The sequence below is a fragment of the Stenotrophomonas sp. YJH_SMC_27 genome (assembly GCF_059369815.1).
On the sequence record NZ_JCAFTA010000015.1, the window covers coordinates 1 to 15,610 of the forward strand.

The following is a 15,610-nucleotide window of genomic DNA, read 5'->3' on the forward strand; positions in this document are numbered from 1 at the left end:
ATCGACGTTAAGGTGCGGGATGGGGATCGCTCGGCTCGTCTGTCGGCTGCTATCCGCAGATATCATGTTGACGGTCCCTCCACCCTGGCTCCTACATACCGCGTAGGAGCCGGGAGGAACATACAAGCCATGCTCGGCTGCTTTGGCTTTCTGTAGAGCCGAGCTGTGCTCGGCTTCCGCGTTCGTAGAGCCGAGCTGTGCTCGACTGCCGTGAAGCAGCCGAGCATAGGCTCGGCTCTACAACACGATGCGGTTCAGCTGGCCAGAACGCCCTGCCTGCGCATCCTCGGCGCCAGCGCCGCATGCATCACCGCCAGGTGCATCACCACCGAAAGTTCCGGAGCGTGGCGATCATCACCGGCGCGCCACTGCTGCGCCAGCCGCGCGGCGTCGACGGGCAGCAGGGCCAGCAACTGGGCGTCGTCCAGCGCATCGGCGGAAGCCTGCAACTGTCGCGCAACTTGCCGCGACTGCCACACATGCACGCCAATGCTGAGGCTGGCCAGCGACATCAAGGTCAGGGCCAGGCCATGTTCGAACCACTGTGACAGTACATCCGGGCCCCACAGCAGCGCGGCGAGCACCGCCAGCGCCGGCAGCCGCCAGCCCAGCCAATGCAAGCGCCCACGCTGCGGCCAGTGCACCACCACCGCACTGGAGACCAGCGCGGCTGCCGCCGTCGCCGGCAGCTCGGTCGGCCAGGTGGCCGCCAGCAGCACCGCCAGCACCGCCCAGACCCAGCCGGGCGGCAACGCGCGCCGCTGGTAGTCGGCCCCGACGGGTCCAACCAGCTGTCGCAGGCTGCGTTGTTGGCTTGCCTCGGTCACCCACAGTCTCCCTGTCTGTCCTGGCTTGGATGGTCGTCGCCAGTGTGTCGCAAATTCGTGCCCATGACGTTACCAATCCGCTATGACGGAGGCTCTACAACTTGTTGTGGATTGCCACGGTGACTGTTCAGCTGTTTTGGCGTAGCATTGGCAGCGTTGGGCAGGCCCCGCTCGTGGCAACACGGCATTGGCCCTGTACATTGCAGCACTGTAGAAACCGGGGGTGCATTGGTTTCGACGGGGGTTGTGAAGTCGCCTGGCGCATGCCGAGGGGGTAGCTTTCCTCGTAAATCCAGCTGCAAAACTCTAGTTGCCAACGACGACAACTACGCTCTGGCCGCTTAAGGCCTAAGCCTCGAAACCGCTTGTGTCCATGCTCGCGGTGTAGAGTCACTATCATGGAATCGCGCTGGGCGGCTGCCTGTCAGCCCGGCTCTAGAACACAACAGGCTGGTTCCCGGATGCGCTTTGCGCACCGTGCTGTTCGGGGACGAGATCCAACGGTGAGCTAAGCATGTAGTGCTGGGGATGGAGTGCCTTCGGACGGCGGTTCAATTCCGCCCACCTCCACCATCTGTATGGCCTGTCGAGGCCGCAAGAAGCCGGATCTCCCGTCAACCGGGGTTCCGGCTTTTTTGTGCCTGCACGTCGCGGAGGATGTGTGGCGCATAATCGGGATGACACCTCCAACAGCCCCTCACTCCGCGATCGCCAGAAGGATCTGCCATGAAAGCCCCCCTCGCGATGTCCCTGCTCCTCACCGCCCTGGCCGCAGCCCCAGCCACGCACGCCTCCACACCCACCATCGCGCCGCCAGGCACCGCAACGTTGGAAGCCCTACTGTCCTGCAGACCTGGCTCCAACTTCAGCGAGGCCGAAGCCATCGATGCCCTGCAGGCAGCCGGCCTGGCCAAGAAGCCGGGCGGTACATTCGAACCGGAGGACAAGCCGGTCGCGCTGTTTGGTGGCACGGTCACCAGTGCCGATGTGAACGTGGCCGAAGGCGAGAGGAGCCTCTTCGTGTACTTGAACGGTGTCGGTGCCAAGCGCCTGGCCAAGGCCTGGTCGGTGACCGAAGTCAACGAGCACGCCAATACCGAAGAACCGTCGTACGCGAAGCGCATCGACAAGCGCCATACCCTGCACGTGATCGCGGGCGACGACTACGAGGGCTATTCGGCCGCAGTGAAATGCCAGATCAGCCGCTGATGGCGTAGCCAACGCTACAACCAGCGCGGCACGCGACGACGGTACTGCGCGTACGCCTCGGGAAAGCGCGCCATCAGTGCCCGCTCCTCCGGCAGGATCTGCAACCGCGTGATGTACGCCAGGAACAGCGGGACCACGATCAGCGCGATCAGATGCTGCAGGTACACCATGGCTCCCAGCAGAACCAGCGCCTGGCCCAGATACATCGGATTCCGTGTGCGGCGGTAGACCCCGCTGGTAACCAGCACGCTCGAGGCCGAAGGTCGCAGAGGATTGACGGTGGTGCCTGCTCGCCGGAAGGAGACCTTGGGCAGCAGGTTGAGCACCACACCGAGCGCCATCGTCAGACCCGCCAGTAGCGCCGGCACCGGTGCCCGAAAGGCAGAACCCGGCCACAGCCTGCACGCTGCATAGCCGACAGCTGCACACAGCAGCATCACCACGGGCGGGGGAACACGTGTTTCCAGCCAGATCATCACGATCACCAAGCACGTTCCACCACAGTGTCACACGGGAATGCCCGGATCGCACGGCGGACGCATCGGCCAGGCCCAATCCGGCCAGTGGATTCCACTTTGGCAGACCGACCGCTAGAGTGGCGCCTCCGCGCAGGAGGATCGCATGGCTACCACGGGCTTGGGCTTGATCGGCCGCACGACCCTCATCATCACCGCGCTGCTCAGCCTGGGAGGTTGCGCGACGCTGCGGCAGTTCGGGCCTTCGGTGCAGGTCGCCTCGGTCACGCCCGGCCAGTACATCGCGCTCAAGCGCGGTGACATCCTCACCTCCGGCAAGCTCAGTGCGGCGACCACGGAGACGCTGCGCGTGGCCGGCCTTGATGAAGGTGTCTGCGCCAAGACCGGCCTGCCCTGCATCGAAGCGATGGAAGCCAGCATCGTCGTGCGCGAGGAGGACAAGCGCTCCAGCCTGGCCGAGCTGTGGCTGCAGTATGCGATGACCCTGCCGGCGCCGAAGCGCGAGTACTCCGCCTCGGGTCGCGCCAAGACCGCAATCAACGAGTTGGATGCCGACTTCCAGCCGCGCCTGGACGCATGGATGCAGGTCGCGCGCCAGGCCTACGCCTACCTGTTCTTCACCGAGCGCACCGCCAACCAGCGCGGCTTCGAAGACCGCCAGACCCAGGTCCGCGACTATTACAACCTGGCCGTGCAGGAGGCGTCGGTGCAGCTGTACGACGCCTACGCCACCGGGCGCGTGCACAACGATGCCAACCATCTCCAGCTGGGCCGCTGGACGTTCGTGCTGGCTCCTCCAGGGGAAGCATCGGCGTTGGACGAGCGTACACCGACCGAACTGGTACCCGCCGCCTCGCTGTCGTTCACCGGCACGCTGCGCAGCGTGCACCGCCGCGATGGCTTCGGTGCCGAACTGGTGGCCGTGATGGATGACCCGGCCGCAACCACGCCCAGCACTACGCCGGCAGCGGTGCAGGCAAGCCCTTCCGCCACGCAGAGCTGGAGCGAGATGCCTTCGCCATCGATGACGGTGCTGCTGCGCTTCTCGGGAAAGAACCTGTGGGAAGTGCTGCACGATGACGAGCCGGAGCTGGAGATTCACGATCCCTACCAGGTTTCGGAAGTAACCCTGCACGGCCAGCACGTGCCATTGGCGGCCAACTTCACCGCCGGCTATGCGTTGTGGCTGGCCCGTTCCAATTTCAGCCGGCAGTCGCTGCGCTCGCTGTTCGGGGGCAAGGGCGGCATCGACACGCCGCATCTGTACATGATGCAGCCCTACGATCCCAACCGTCGCGTACTGCTGATGATCCATGGCCTGGCCAGCAGTCCGGAAGCCTGGGTCAACGTGGCCAACGAACTGCTGCGCGACGACGAGATCCGCCAGGACTTCCAGGTCTGGCAGTTCTACTACCCCACCAACATGCCCATCGCGATGAGCCACGATGCGATGCGCCACACGCTGGATGAGGTGTTCAAGCATTTCGACCCCAGCGGCAAGGCGCGGGCTTCGCATGACATGGTCCTGGTCGGGCACAGCATGGGTGGGGTGATCGCGCGGTTGATGGTTTCCTCTTCCGGCGATCATCTGGTCGATACCCTGCTGGCAACCGCGCAGATGACCCCGGCACAGCGTGAACTGCTGCGCACCAAGGGCGCACCGGTGCTGACCTTCCTGCCGGAACCGGCAGTGTCGCGGGTGGTGTTCATCGCCACGCCACACCGCGGCACCGATGTGGCGGGCACCCGCCTGGGCCGCTGGATCGGTCGCCTGGTGCGGTTGCCGCTGACCGTGCTGGAAGACGTTGCCACCATCGCCAACGACGGCCAGATCGACCGCTCCGACGGCAAGCACGGCTACCAGATGAACAGCATCCAGAATCTGGACAAGGACGATCCCTTCGTCCGCGCCGTGGCAGACCTGCCGATGTCGCCGAAGGTGCACTACCACTCGATCATCGCGCGGGCAAAGGCCGATGGTCCACTGGGAAAGACCAGCGACGGGCTGGTGCCCTACTGGAGCTCGCACCTGCCGCATGCGGACTCGGAGAAGGTGATCGTCTCCGGGCACAGCGTGCAGGAAGCCACGCCGGCCATCGTCGAACTGCGGCGGATCCTGCATGAGGACATGCAGCAACACGGAAACCAGGCCAATTAGCCGTGGGCAGCTGAGGGAAATCCCTCATCGCGCGTGCGCACCCACCCTCCTATGCTGGCCTCACATTTCCCGCAGGAGATCTGCATGAACACGCAAGAGCCCAGCCGCCAGCCCAGCCCCGACCCGGCCGAGCGCGATGCCTTCTTCCCGTCTCCCTACTCGCTGTCACAGTTCACATCGCCCAAGAGCAACCTTTCCGGTGCCGACTACCCGGATGCGCGCCGCGATGGCCGCTGGAAGGTGCTGATGATCGCTGCCGACGAACGCTATCTGCCAACTGCCAATGGCCACCTGTTCTCCACCGGCAACCATCCGGTGGAGACCCTGCTGCCGATGTACCACCTCGACAAGGCCGGCTTCGGCATCGATGTAGCCACGCTGTCGGGCAACCCCGCCAAGTTCGAGTGGTGGGCATTTCCAAACGAGGACAAGGAAATCGGCGGGCTGTACGAGCGTTATGCCTCGTGCTTCCGCCAGCCGCTGCCACTGGACGAGGTGGTTGCCGGGCTCGATGCGGATTCGGACTATGCTGCAGTGTTCATCCCCGGTGGCCATGGCGCCCTGATAGGACTGCCGCAGAGCCGCGCGGTGAAGTCCGTCCTGCATTGGGCGATGGCCCAGCAACGCCACATCATCACCCTTTGCCACGGTCCGGCCGCACTGCTGGCTGCGGGCGTGGACGAGGCCGATGGCGGTTCGCTGTTCCGCGGCTACCGCATCTGCGCCTTCCCCGATGCGATGGACCGGCAGACGCCGGAGATCGGCTACATGCCTGGACAGTTGCCGTGGTTCTTCGGTGAGCGCCTGGCACAGCGGGGCGTGCAGATCGTCAATGACGGCATCGATGGCAGCGTGCTGCAGGACCGCCTGCTGCTGACCGGCGACAGCCCGTTGGCTGGCAATGCGCTGGGCAAACTGGCTGCACGCGCCCTGCTCGACGCCTTGGCCGGGCGCTGAGCCGGATGACCGAGCTGGTGCAGGCGCTGCTGGAGCTGGAACGCGCCCGTTCGCTGAGCGCGGTGGGTGCAGTCCTGCGAGGCATCGCGGCACCGCTCGGCTTCGACCGCGTGCTGGTGTTTGCCACCGGCACCGGGCTGGAGCGGGGTACGCAACGCGTGTACTGGATCGAGGGCGACTGGTTCGGCGATGGCAGCGATACCGACCTTGCGCGCTACCTCCACGCCTGCCCCGTCAATCGCCACGTGCTGGACAGCAACGCGCCGTTCTTCTGGAGCAAGCGCCTGGGCGTTCGCGGCGAGCGCTACCAGGTGGTGAAGCAGCCTCGCGGCGAAGGCCTGCATGGGCTGCAGGTGCCGGTGTTCGGCATCACCGGCCTGGAAGGCGCGGTCAGCGTTGCCGGTACGTCAATCGACGCGTCGGCCAACGCGCGCCTGCGGCTGGAAGCTGCTGCAACCGCAGCATTCCGGGCCGCGCGCCGTCTGGCCGAATCACCTGCCGAGCGTTCGGGAAGCGCACTGAGCAACCGCGAGCGCGAAGTGCTGCGCTGGGTCGCCGCCGGGCGCCGGCAAGCTGAGATCGCGGCCACGCTTGGGCTTTCCACGCGCACGGTGGAGAACCACCTGCGCCACGCGCGGCAACGGCTGGGTGTGGCGACCACCGCGCAGGCAGTGCGTGCCGCCAGCCGTCGCGGCGAGATCGAAGACTGATCGCGGCGAGGCACTTCCGGATCTCTGGTTCGCGTGTTACACACGCCATGCGCATGTGCGCGATTGCAGAAAGCAAGGATGATGCTTATGAAACTGCAACTGGCCGCGATGGCCGCATTGATGTTGGCATTGGGTAGTGGGATACCGGCGACTGGCCACGCGGCCGGGTCCCCCGGATCGACGACCGATTGCGTGCCCGTAAGACTTGGGCCCAACCTCGTGCATCAGCGCTGCACCGTCACCCGCACTCTGGCAGACGGCACCGTTTTCACGTCGGTGTACTGGATAGACGAGAACGGTCAGTGGTACCTCCCGGCAGACTGATCTGCATCGGACACCGACTACGGCTACAAGGAGTGTGATCAATGATGCTGCACAATCGAATGACCGCTTTTTCTTTCGCTGCAGTAGTTGCACTTGCGGCCCTGGTGCCCTCGCCGCCGGCGAATGCAGCCGAAGAGGTCGGCCTGCAGGAGGAGTGCGTGCCCTTCCGCATCAGCGGCAACGTGTTCCACCAGCGTTGCACGCTGTACGTGGTCCATGACGACGGCACCCGCGTGGCCAGCGACCACTACAACCGCGACGAGAACGGGATGATCTACGACCCCTGATCGGGCAAGGGGCATCTGCCGGGCGGAGCGTCCAGCGCCCGCCCGGCGTCTCCAAGTCGCCTGTCCCGGCATACCACTGCCCCCGCCTTCCATGGCATGCTCCATGAAACCGTTTTCATGGGATGGAGGGATTCCACGATGTTGTCGCGTTTCCGTCGCCCGGCGCTGAGTGCGCTGCTGGCGCTTGCTCTGCCTGCCGTTGCCTGGGCCGTCACGCCGGCGCCGTTGAAGGTGATGTCATTCAACGTCCGTACCCCGGCTGACACCGAACCGGGCAAGCGCTGGCCCGACCGCCGTGATGCGATGGTCAAGGTGATCCTCGACGCGCACCCGGCAGTGATCGGCACCCAGGAACTGGTGAAGGAACAGGCCGACTACCTGTCAGGGCACCTGCCCGGCTACCGCTGGTTCGGTGAAGGCCGCCGCGGTGGCAGCGGCGATGAGCACATGGGCGTGTTCTACGACAGCAAGGTGCTGGCCATCGAGGAATCCGGCAACTTCTGGCTTTCGGATACGCCGGACGTCCCTGGCAGCATCAGCTGGGGCAACCTGTACCCGCGTATGGTCACCTGGGCCCTGTTCCGGCGCCTGGACGATGGCCGTCGCTTCTACTTCCTCAATACCCACCTGCCCTACCGCGACGAGGACGAACCGCGCCGGGTGAAGGGTGCCGAGCTCATCGGCAAGCGCCTGGAAGCACTGCCGGCCGACCTGCCGGTGGTGTTGACCGGTGACTTCAACAGCGAGCCAGGCGGTGACACCTACAAGGCGTTCACCCGCCTGCTGCAGGACACCCGTACCCAGGTGAAAACACCGCAGGGTCCGCGCCCGACCTTCCACGACTTCACCGGCAAGGCCACCGTGCAGCTGGACTGGGTGCTGGTGCGTGGCTTCCGTGCGCGCAGCTTCCTTACCGATGATCGTCGCATCGACGGCGTGCTGCCGTCGGATCATTTCCCGCTGGTGGTCGAGCTGGACTGGCCGAAGCCCTGAATTCCCGCGGCAGCCGTGGCTACGGCGGCGGCTGCCGCGACAACAGCCGGTACAACGCCTGGTGCTGGTTGCGCGCCTGGCAGATGCGGGCGCCGACGGCAAGGAACACGGCGACACCGATCAGCCCGAGCCCCAGCATCGGATCGGGCAGTCGCAGGAAACCGATCGCAGCGGCCATCGTCGCCAGCACCAGCAGCACAACGACCGCCACCGAAAGGCCCGCACCGGGTGGCCCCGGGTCGCCAAACAGCATGCGCTGGGTATCCCGCCTGTCATCGCTCATCGTGTGTACTCCCTGGAATCTGCCCCACTAGTTACACGGCGGACACGGCTTCCGGCAGAGTCAGAAACGTCACGACTGTGACAACGTCCACAGCAGACGCCGCGCTACCCTGCCCCTGTTCCCGAACTGTGGAGAAAGGCATGGCACACCAGAGTCGCCTGGCCGGTTTCATCATCGATTGCGAGGGCATTCCCGCCGACGAAGGCGCCCGCTTCTGGGCCGCCGCGCTTGGCCTGCAGGCGCAGCCCGCCCGTGCCGAAGACGCCGCCGAGTATGCCGACCTGCTCGGTGCTCCGGCGGGCCTGGACGTTGAAGTCCAGCGCGTCGATCACCCGTCACGGGTGCATCTGGACATCGAGAGCGACGACATCGATGCCGAAGCCAACCGCCTGGAGAAGCTCGGCGCGCGACGGATAGGCTTCGTCAAGCGCTGGTGGGTGATGGAAGCACCAACCGGCCATCGCTTCTGCATCGTGCGCATGCGCGAGCGTGAGGTACCGGCCAACCACTGGCCCTGAAAGAACAAGGGGACGGAAGTCCCTGCTTCCGTCCCCTGCGGTTACTGCGCCTGCGCCACGCTTGGCGGCTGCGGTGATTGACCCCAACCACCCAGCGCCTTGTACACACCCACCACGCTGACGTTGACGTCGGCCTCGGCCGCCGCCAGCGCATCATCGGCTGCCAGCTGGGTCCGCTGCGCGTCCAGCAGGGTCAGGAAGTCCTCCGATCCCTCGCGATAGCGGATCTGCGCCAGCGATTCGGCACGCCGAGCCGCCTGCGCCTGCTCCACCACGATTGCCAACCGTGCCTGCTGCTTGGAATAGCGGGTCAGCGCGTTTTCGGTGTCTTCCAGTGCCAGCAGCACGGCCTGCTCATACTGTGCTGCCACGCCTTCGGCCTCGGCCTTGCTGGCACGCAGGCGTGCACGCACGGTGCCGAAGTCGAATGCTGCCCAGCTCAGCGACGGGGTCAGCGACCAGGCCTTGTTGTTGCCATTGACCAGGCCACTTGCATCGCCGCCGAGGAAGCCGACGAAACCGGACAGCGACAGCCGCGGGAACAGGTCCGCAGTAGCCACGCCCACGCGTGCGGTAGCAGCGGCCAGGCGACGCTCGGCCACGCGCACGTCGGCGCGTTGGCGCAGCAGCTCGCGGGTATCGCCCAGCGGCAGTGCCTTGGCGAATGCCGGCACATCATGTGGTGCCAGCATCGCCGTCAGCACTTCCGGGCGCTGGCCCAGCAGCACGGCCAGCCGGTTGCGCGACTGCGTCTCGGCTACTTCCAGCAGCGGGATATCGGCCTCGATCGCCTTCAGGCGGGCGCGGCTGCTCTGCACGTCCAGTTCGCTGCCGGCCCCAAGTTCCCAGCGTGCTTCGGTCAGCTTCTGCGTATCGCGCAGGTTCTCCAACGTGTGCTGGGCCACTGCGATGCGCTTCTGGGTGCCACGCAGTTCGAAGTAGTTGCGCGCCACTTCAGCGGCAACCAGCACCTGCGCGTCGGCCAGGTTGGCCTGTTCGGCGTCCAGGTCGGCGCGCGCGGCTTCTGCAGCACGGCGCTTGCGGCCGAACAGATCCAGCTCCCAGCCGGCGTCGAAGCCGAGCTGGTAGCTTTCACTGAACACCCGCTGCCCACCCAGCTGCGGATCGGGTTGCTTGCGGCGGTCGTAACTGCCGCCTGCGGTGATGTGCGGGGCCTGGTCGAAACGGCTTTCGACGAACACAGCACGGGCCTGGCTGACGCGGGCCACGGCCACGCGCAGGTCCAGGTTGTCCGACAGTGCGCCGTGCACCAGCTCTTCCAGCACCGGATCGTCGAACTGCGCCCACCAGCTGGCCACCGGCGAGACGGAACTGAAGACCGGCTGCTGCGCGCTCTTCAGCACCACCGGCTCCTGTACCGGGGCCTTGTAGTTCGGGCCGACGCTGACACAGCCTGCCAGCACCAGGCTGGAGACGGCCATCGCCAACGTGCGGATCACCATGGCAGCACCTCGCCCAGGTAGGTGAAGCTGCCGCTGGCACCGGACTCACCGATCAGCGCCATTTCCACGCTGGAACGCGCGCCTTCGCTGATTTCGATCTCGCCATTGCCGCCGTTCATGTCGGTCTTTACGTAACCCGGATGCACGGTGTTGACCTTGATCGGCGTGTTGCGCAGCTCATAGGCCAGGCTCAGGGTCCAGCTGTTCACTGCGGCCTTGGACGCGTTATAGGCCGGGATCTTGAAATCGTAGATGCCCGAGGTCGGGTCGGCATGCAGGGTCTGCGAACCGAGCATGCTGGACACATTGACGATGCGCCCGGACTTGGCCTGCCTGATCAGCGGCAGGAAGGCCTGGGTGACTGCCACCAGCGCATAGACGTTGGTGTCGAAGGTGCGCTTCCAGGTCTCGAGCGATTGCTCCGACGGCGCCTGCGCGGGATTCTCGATCATGATGCCGGCATTGTTGACCAGGATGTCGAGGCGGCCATGGCGCTGGCGCACCTGCTCGACTGCCTCGGCGATGCTGGCCGCGTCGGTCACGTCCAGCTGCAGGGCTTCCACCGGCAGGCCCTCGGCCTGCAGCTTCAGGGCCAGCTCCACCGCCGTTTCGCGCTTGCGACCGGCCAGCAGCGTGTGCACGCCCGCCTGGGCCAGCTGGCGCACGGTTTCCAGGCCGATGCCACGGGTAGCGCCAGTGACCAGCGCGATCTTGTTCTGATGGGTGTTCATGGATTCATGCCTCGTGAGGGAAAAGCCGCCGCCGGCCGGTAGCCGGCGGCGGCGGGGTTCCATGTCAGTGATGGATGGTCGGTTCGCCATGCTGCACCAGCTGGCCGCCACCGTTGCGGGTAACCAGCTTGCGCAGTGCCACGTAGAACACCGGGGTGAGGAACAGGCCGAACAGGGTCACGCCCAGCATGCCGGCGAACACGGTGATACCGGTTACCGAGCGCACCTCGGCGCCTGCGCCGTGCGACAGCACCAGCGGCACGGTGCCGGCGATGAACGCGATGGAGGTCATCACGATCGGGCGCAGACGCAGGCGGCAGGCTTCCAGCGCGGCTTCAACGATGCCCTTGCCGCCCATCTCCAGCTCTCTGGCGAATTCGACGATCAGGATTGCGTTCTTGCACGCCAGGCCCATCAGCACCACCAGGCCGACCTGCACGAACACGTTGTTGTCACCACCGGTCAGCCACACGCCGAACAGCGCCGACAGCAGGGTCATGGGCACGATCAGGATCACCGCCAGCGGCAGCGACCAGCTCTCGTACAGCGCGGCCAGCACCAGGAAGGCCAGCATGATCGCCACCGGGAACACGATGAAGGCGGCCTTGCCCTGGGTTGCCTGCTGGTAGCTCAGGTCGGTCCATTCGGTGGTCATGCCGACCGGCAGTACCTTGCCGGCGATCTCGGTCAGCTTAGTCATCGCCTCGGCCGAGGACAGCAGGCGCGGGTCGGCCTCGCCGGCCAGGTCCGCTGCCGGGTAGCCATTGAAGCGCAGCACCGGATCCGGGCCGAAGGTCTGCTTGATGGTGACCATCGAACCGATCGGCACCATCTCGCCACGATCGTTGCGGGTGCGCAGCTTGCCGATGTCCTCGACCGTCTCGCGGAACGGACCGTCGGCCTGGGCGATCACCTGCCAGGTACGGCCGAACTGGTTGAAGTCGTTGACGTAGGCCGAACCCAGGTAGGTCTGCAACGTGTCGAACAACTCAGTGAGCTGCACGCCCTGTGCCTTGGCCTTGACGCGGTCCACCTCGGCATCCAGCTGCGGCACATTGGCCTGGTAGCTGGAAATCGGGAAGGCCATGCCCGGGGTCTGCGCAACGGTGCCCTGCATCGCCTGCACGGCATTCTGCAGTGCGCCGTAGCCCAGGTTGCCGCGGTCCTCGATGAACATCTGGTAGCCGTTGCCGTTACCCAGGCCGAGGATCGGCGGCGGCATCATCGCGAACGCGAAGCCCTCCTGCAGGCCAGCGATCTTCTGGTTGATCTCGGCGTTGATCTGCGCGGCAGTGCGGCCATGGCGCTCGGCGAACGGCTTGAGCGGAATGAACGCCACACCGGTGTTGGGCGTGTTGGTGAACTGCAGTGCATTCAAACCCGGGAACGAGATGGTGTGGGCCACGCCATCGGTTTCCTGGGCGATCTTGGCCACCTTGCGCAGCATTTCATCGGTGCGTGCGATCGACGAACCTTCCGGCAGTTTCACGCCGGCAATCAGGTACAGCTTGTCCTGGGTCGGGATGAAGCCCGGCGGCACCAGCTTGAAGATCACGCCGGTACCGACCAGCAGGATCGCGTAGACCACGAACACCGCACCACGACGGCCGAGGATGCGGGCCACGCCACGTTCGTACTTCTCCGAGCTGGACTTGAAGAAGCGGTTGAACGGACGGAACACCCAGCCGAACAGGCTGTCGATCAGGCGGCTCGGGCCGTCCTTCGGCGCACCATGGGCCTTCAGCAGGCGCGCGGCCAGGGCCGGCGACAGGGTCAGCGAGTTGATCGCCGAGATCACCGTGGAGATCGCGATGGTGACGGCGAACTGCTTGTAGAACTGGCCGGTGACACCGGACAGGAACGCCATCGGCACGAACACGGCGCACAGCACCAGCGCGATCGCCACGATAGGGCCGGACACTTCGCGCATGGCCTGGTGTGCCGCCGCAGTGGGCGACAGGCCTTCCTCGATGTTGCGCTCGACGTTCTCCACCACCACGATCGCATCGTCGACCACGATGCCGATCGCCAGCACCAGGCCGAACAGGCTCAGCGTGTTGATCGAGAAGCCCAGCACGTACAGCGCGGCAAAGGTACCCACCACCGACACCGGCACCGCGATCAACGGAATGATCGACGCACGCCAGGTCTGCAGGAACAGGATCACCACCAGCACCACCAGGGCGATCGCTTCCAGCAGCGTGGAGACCACGGCCTTGATCGAGTCGCGCACGAAGATGGTGGTGTCATACACCGCTTCGTACTTCACATCGGCCGGCATGGTCTTCTGCATCTCGTCCATCGTCGAGATGACCTGGTCGCGGATTTCCAGCGCGTTGGCACCCGGCGACTGGAAGATGCCGATACCCACCGCGTTCTTGCCGTCCAGCTGCGAGCGCAGGGTGTAGTCGCCCGCGCCCAGTTCCAGGCGGGCCACGTCGGACAGGCGCACGATCTCGCCATCCGTGCCGCTCTTGAGCACGATGTCGCCGAATTCCTTTTCGGTCTTCAGCCGGCCCTGGGCATTGATGAGGGTCAGGAACTTGCTGTCCGGCAGCGGTTCGGCGCCGAGCTGGCCGGCCGACACCTGCACGTTCTGCTCGCGCATGGCGCGCACCACGTCGCTGGCGGTCAGGCCGCGCGACGCCACCTTGTCCGGGTCCAGCCAGGCACGCATGGCGTAATCGCCGCCACCGAAGATCTGCGCGTCACCCACGCCCGGAATACGCGCCAGCGCATCCTTGACGTGCAGGCGCGCGTAGTTGCGCAGGTACAGAGTGTCGTACTTGCCTTGCGGCGAGGTCAGGTGCACCACCATCAGGAAGGTGGGCGACTGCTTCTGCGTGGTCACGCCCTGCCGGCGCACGTCCTCGGGCAGGCGTGCCTGTGCCTGCGCCACGCGGTTCTGCACCTTCACCGCCGCCGCGTCCGGGTCGGTGCCCGGGCGGAAGGTGACGGTCATCTGCAGCACGCCGTCCGAGCCAGCAACCGACTTCAGGTACATCATGCCTTCGACGCCGTTGATCGCCTCTTCGAGCGGGGTAGCAACGGTCTCGGCAATGACCTTGGGGTTGGCGCCCGGATACACCGTGCGCACGACCACCGACGGCGGCACCACTTCGGGGTACTCGCTGATCGGCAGGATTGGAATCGTGATCAGGCCTGCGGCGAAGATCACGATCGACAGCACCGCCGCGAAGATCGGCCTGTCGATGAAGAAGCGGGAAAAGTCCATGGAGGAATTCCTGGGAAAGGCATTCGGCGGGCAACAGCCGCCCCGCCCCTCGCCAATATGACGAAGGCAGGGAAGGCTGCCGCTGGCGCCGGCAGCTAAGCGGGGACGCGGATCAGGAGCGGGCGGATCAGTGGTTCAGCGCAGCGGTGGCATCGCGGCCCGGTGCGGGCTTTGCGGCCGGTGGCTGCATGGCCACCGCCTTGGCCTGCACCGGCATGCCCGGCATGAAGACCTTCTGCACACCGTCGATGATGACCTTGTCACCTGCGGCCAGGCCATGCTCGACAATGCGCAGGCCGTCGGCGGTACGGCCGAGCTGGATGTCGCGGCGCTGGGCCTTGCCATCCTTGTCGACCACATAGACGTACTTGCGGTCCTGGTCGGTCAGCACGGCCTTGTCGTCGATCAGCAGGGCCTGGAACTGGCCGCTGCCAAGCAGCTGCACGCGGGCGAACAGGCCCGGTGTGAACTGGCGGTCGGCGTTGTCCAGCAGCGCACGGACGCGGATGGTGCCGGTGCTGCGCGCCACCTGGTTGTCGAGGAAATCGACCTTGCCCGAGTGCGGATAGCCCTCTTCCCCCGACAGGCCGACCTTCACCGGCAGCTCGCTGTCCCGCTCGCTCGGGCGCTCGCCCTTGCGCGCCATCTGGGCGTAGCGCAGGAAAGTGCTCTCGTCGGCATCGAAGTAGACGAACACCGTGTCCAGCGAGACCAGCGTGGTCAGCACGCTGGCGCTGTCGCCAGCAGTGACCAGGTTGCCGGCGGTGACCATCGCGCGGCCGGCACGGCCGTCAATCGGCGCGCGCACCTTGGTGAATTCCAGGTTGAGCCGGGCTGCATCCAGGGCCGCCTGCGCGGCCTGCACGGCAGCCCCCGCCTGGTCGGCAGCCGCGCGACGCTGCTCGGCGGTCTCGGTGGAGATCGCCTGCTGCTCGGACAGCCGCTTGGCACGCTCGGACTCGCTGCGGGCCAGGCTGGCCTGGGTGCGGGCACGGGCCAGCTCGGCGGCTGCGCGGTCGTACTCGGCCTGGTAGCTGCGGGCGTCGATGGTGAAGAGCACATCGCCCTTCTTCACTTCCTGGCCTTCGACGTAGTTGACCTTGTCGATGTAGCCGGACACGCGCGGGCGCAGTTCAACGCTCTGTACCGCTTCGACGCGGCCGCTGAACTCGTCCCACTGGCTGACCTGCTTGACCAGCACCGGCGCGGCGCTGACCTGCGGCGGCGGCGGTGCACCGGCCTCTTCGGCATGGCCGCCGCTGCAGGCCGCCAGCACGGCCGCGGCGAGGATCGACACGCCAACCATCGCAATGCGATGGCCGAAACGATGTGGGGTGGTATTGGGGGAAGTCATGGCATGCATCCGTACGGAGGGGGGGTACAGCAATATGGGAACGTGTTGCAAAAATCGGCGGCGCATACTGCGACCTCAACCTTGG

Annotated in this window: 15 protein-coding genes and 1 other RNA gene; 9 read left to right on the top strand and 7 right to left on the bottom strand. The window is 65.9% G+C overall.

Going from position 1 to position 15,610, the window contains the following annotated elements; genetic code table 11:
* Positions 1-254 precede the first annotated feature (254 nt).
* Complete coding sequence (locus tag AC5P7R_RS18470; RefSeq protein ID WP_019661237.1) at positions 255-827, bottom strand: hypothetical protein; 573 nt, start codon at positions 825-827, stop codon at positions 255-257.
* Positions 828-1,046: 219 nt separating this feature from the next.
* On the opposite strand from AC5P7R_RS18470, the gene ssrA reads away from it, so the two are divergent.
* Positions 1,047-1,400: a transfer-messenger RNA gene (gene ssrA / locus AC5P7R_RS18475) on the top strand.
* A gap of 153 nt (positions 1,401-1,553) precedes the next feature.
* A complete protein-coding gene (locus AC5P7R_RS18480) occupies positions 1,554-2,036 on the top strand; it encodes a hypothetical protein (protein WP_031270551.1) in 483 nt (160 codons plus the stop codon).
* A 14-nt stretch (positions 2,037-2,050) separates the two neighbouring features.
* Here the strand turns inward: AC5P7R_RS18480 and AC5P7R_RS18485 are convergent, their stop codons facing one another.
* Entirely contained in the window at positions 2,051-2,512 is a 462-nt protein-coding gene (locus AC5P7R_RS18485) for a methyltransferase family protein (RefSeq protein WP_031270553.1), read from the bottom strand.
* 145 nt (positions 2,513-2,657) lie between these two features.
* On the opposite strand from AC5P7R_RS18485, the gene AC5P7R_RS18490 reads away from it, so the two are divergent.
* The 6 genes from AC5P7R_RS18490 (at position 2,658) to AC5P7R_RS18515 (ending at position 7,941) form a co-directional block, all read left to right on the top strand.
* Positions 2,658-4,670 (top strand): esterase/lipase family protein, encoded by a 2,013-nt coding sequence (locus AC5P7R_RS18490; protein WP_021203966.1) that lies wholly within the window; start codon positions 2,658-2,660, stop codon positions 4,668-4,670.
* Between the two features lie 84 nt (positions 4,671-4,754).
* Entirely contained in the window at positions 4,755-5,627 is an 873-nt protein-coding gene (hchA, locus tag AC5P7R_RS18495) for a glyoxalase III HchA (protein WP_049483081.1), read from the top strand.
* Between the two features lie 5 nt (positions 5,628-5,632).
* A complete protein-coding gene (locus AC5P7R_RS18500) occupies positions 5,633-6,337 on the top strand; it encodes a PA1136 family autoinducer-binding transcriptional regulator (protein WP_019661232.1) in 705 nt (234 codons plus the stop codon).
* Positions 6,338-6,424: 87 nt separating this feature from the next.
* Positions 6,425-6,661 (top strand): hypothetical protein, encoded by a 237-nt coding sequence (locus AC5P7R_RS18505; RefSeq protein WP_021203968.1) that lies wholly within the window; start codon positions 6,425-6,427, stop codon positions 6,659-6,661.
* A 59-nt stretch (positions 6,662-6,720) separates the two neighbouring features.
* Entirely contained in the window at positions 6,721-6,948 is a 228-nt protein-coding gene (locus AC5P7R_RS18510) for a hypothetical protein (protein WP_227200225.1), read from the top strand.
* A gap of 138 nt (positions 6,949-7,086) precedes the next feature.
* Positions 7,087-7,941, top strand: coding sequence for an endonuclease/exonuclease/phosphatase family protein (locus tag AC5P7R_RS18515; protein ID WP_021203969.1), 855 nt, complete (start codon positions 7,087-7,089; stop codon positions 7,939-7,941).
* 19 nt (positions 7,942-7,960) lie between these two features.
* Here AC5P7R_RS18515 and AC5P7R_RS18520 read toward each other — a convergent pair whose 3' ends face one another.
* Positions 7,961-8,224, bottom strand: coding sequence for a hypothetical protein (locus AC5P7R_RS18520; RefSeq protein ID WP_021203970.1), 264 nt, complete (start codon positions 8,222-8,224; stop codon positions 7,961-7,963).
* A 140-nt stretch (positions 8,225-8,364) separates the two neighbouring features.
* Between AC5P7R_RS18520 and AC5P7R_RS18525 the strand changes: the two genes are divergently transcribed.
* A complete protein-coding gene (locus AC5P7R_RS18525) occupies positions 8,365-8,742 on the top strand; it encodes a VOC family protein (RefSeq protein WP_021203971.1) in 378 nt (125 codons plus the stop codon).
* Between the two features lie 41 nt (positions 8,743-8,783).
* On the opposite strand, the gene AC5P7R_RS18530 is transcribed toward AC5P7R_RS18525, so the two are convergent.
* The 4 genes from AC5P7R_RS18530 to AC5P7R_RS18545 form a co-directional block, all read right to left on the bottom strand.
* Positions 8,784-10,205, bottom strand: coding sequence for an efflux transporter outer membrane subunit (locus AC5P7R_RS18530; RefSeq protein ID WP_171952181.1), 1,422 nt, complete (start codon positions 10,203-10,205; stop codon positions 8,784-8,786).
* Positions 10,199-10,936 carry an SDR family oxidoreductase gene (locus tag AC5P7R_RS18535; RefSeq protein ID WP_021203972.1) on the bottom strand — a complete coding sequence of 246 codons (738 nt, stop codon included), beginning with the start codon at positions 10,934-10,936 and terminating at the stop codon, positions 10,199-10,201. Before AC5P7R_RS18535 ends, AC5P7R_RS18530 begins: the two co-directional genes overlap by 7 nt.
* Positions 10,937-11,000: 64 nt before the next feature.
* Positions 11,001-14,171: an efflux RND transporter permease subunit gene (locus AC5P7R_RS18540; protein ID WP_478436407.1), complete on the bottom strand. Its 3,171-nt coding sequence runs from the start codon at positions 14,169-14,171 to the stop codon at positions 11,001-11,003.
* Between the two features lie 127 nt (positions 14,172-14,298).
* A complete protein-coding gene (locus tag AC5P7R_RS18545) occupies positions 14,299-15,525 on the bottom strand; it encodes an efflux RND transporter periplasmic adaptor subunit (protein WP_019661223.1) in 1,227 nt (408 codons plus the stop codon).
* Positions 15,526-15,610 lie beyond the last annotated feature (85 nt).

Bases quoted from the DNA above. Each gene is read 5' to 3' on its own strand.
- AC5P7R_RS18480 (WP_031270551.1), top strand. From the start codon at position 1,554: ATGAAAGCCCCCCTCGCGATGTCCCTGCTCCTCACCGCCCTGGCCGCA.
- AC5P7R_RS18485 (WP_031270553.1), bottom strand. From the start codon at position 2,512: ATGATCTGGCTGGAAACACGTGTTCCCCCGCCCGTGGTGATGCTGCTG.
- AC5P7R_RS18490 (WP_021203966.1), top strand. From the start codon at position 2,658: ATGGCTACCACGGGCTTGGGCTTGATCGGCCGCACGACCCTCATCATC.
- hchA (WP_049483081.1), top strand. From the start codon at position 4,755: ATGAACACGCAAGAGCCCAGCCGCCAGCCCAGCCCCGACCCGGCCGAG.
- AC5P7R_RS18500 (WP_019661232.1), top strand. From the start codon at position 5,633: ATGACCGAGCTGGTGCAGGCGCTGCTGGAGCTGGAACGCGCCCGTTCG.
- AC5P7R_RS18505 (WP_021203968.1), top strand. From the start codon at position 6,425: ATGAAACTGCAACTGGCCGCGATGGCCGCATTGATGTTGGCATTGGGT.
- AC5P7R_RS18510 (WP_227200225.1), top strand. From the start codon at position 6,721: ATGACCGCTTTTTCTTTCGCTGCAGTAGTTGCACTTGCGGCCCTGGTG.
- AC5P7R_RS18515 (WP_021203969.1), top strand. From the start codon at position 7,087: ATGTTGTCGCGTTTCCGTCGCCCGGCGCTGAGTGCGCTGCTGGCGCTT.
- AC5P7R_RS18520 (WP_021203970.1), bottom strand. From the start codon at position 8,224: ATGAGCGATGACAGGCGGGATACCCAGCGCATGCTGTTTGGCGACCCG.
- AC5P7R_RS18525 (WP_021203971.1), top strand. From the start codon at position 8,365: ATGGCACACCAGAGTCGCCTGGCCGGTTTCATCATCGATTGCGAGGGC.
- AC5P7R_RS18530 (WP_171952181.1), bottom strand. From the start codon at position 10,205: ATGGTGATCCGCACGTTGGCGATGGCCGTCTCCAGCCTGGTGCTGGCA.
- AC5P7R_RS18535 (WP_021203972.1), bottom strand. From the start codon at position 10,936: ATGAACACCCATCAGAACAAGATCGCGCTGGTCACTGGCGCTACCCGT.
- AC5P7R_RS18540 (WP_478436407.1), bottom strand. From the start codon at position 14,171: ATGGACTTTTCCCGCTTCTTCATCGACAGGCCGATCTTCGCGGCGGTG.
- AC5P7R_RS18545 (WP_019661223.1), bottom strand. From the start codon at position 15,525: ATGACTTCCCCCAATACCACCCCACATCGTTTCGGCCATCGCATTGCG.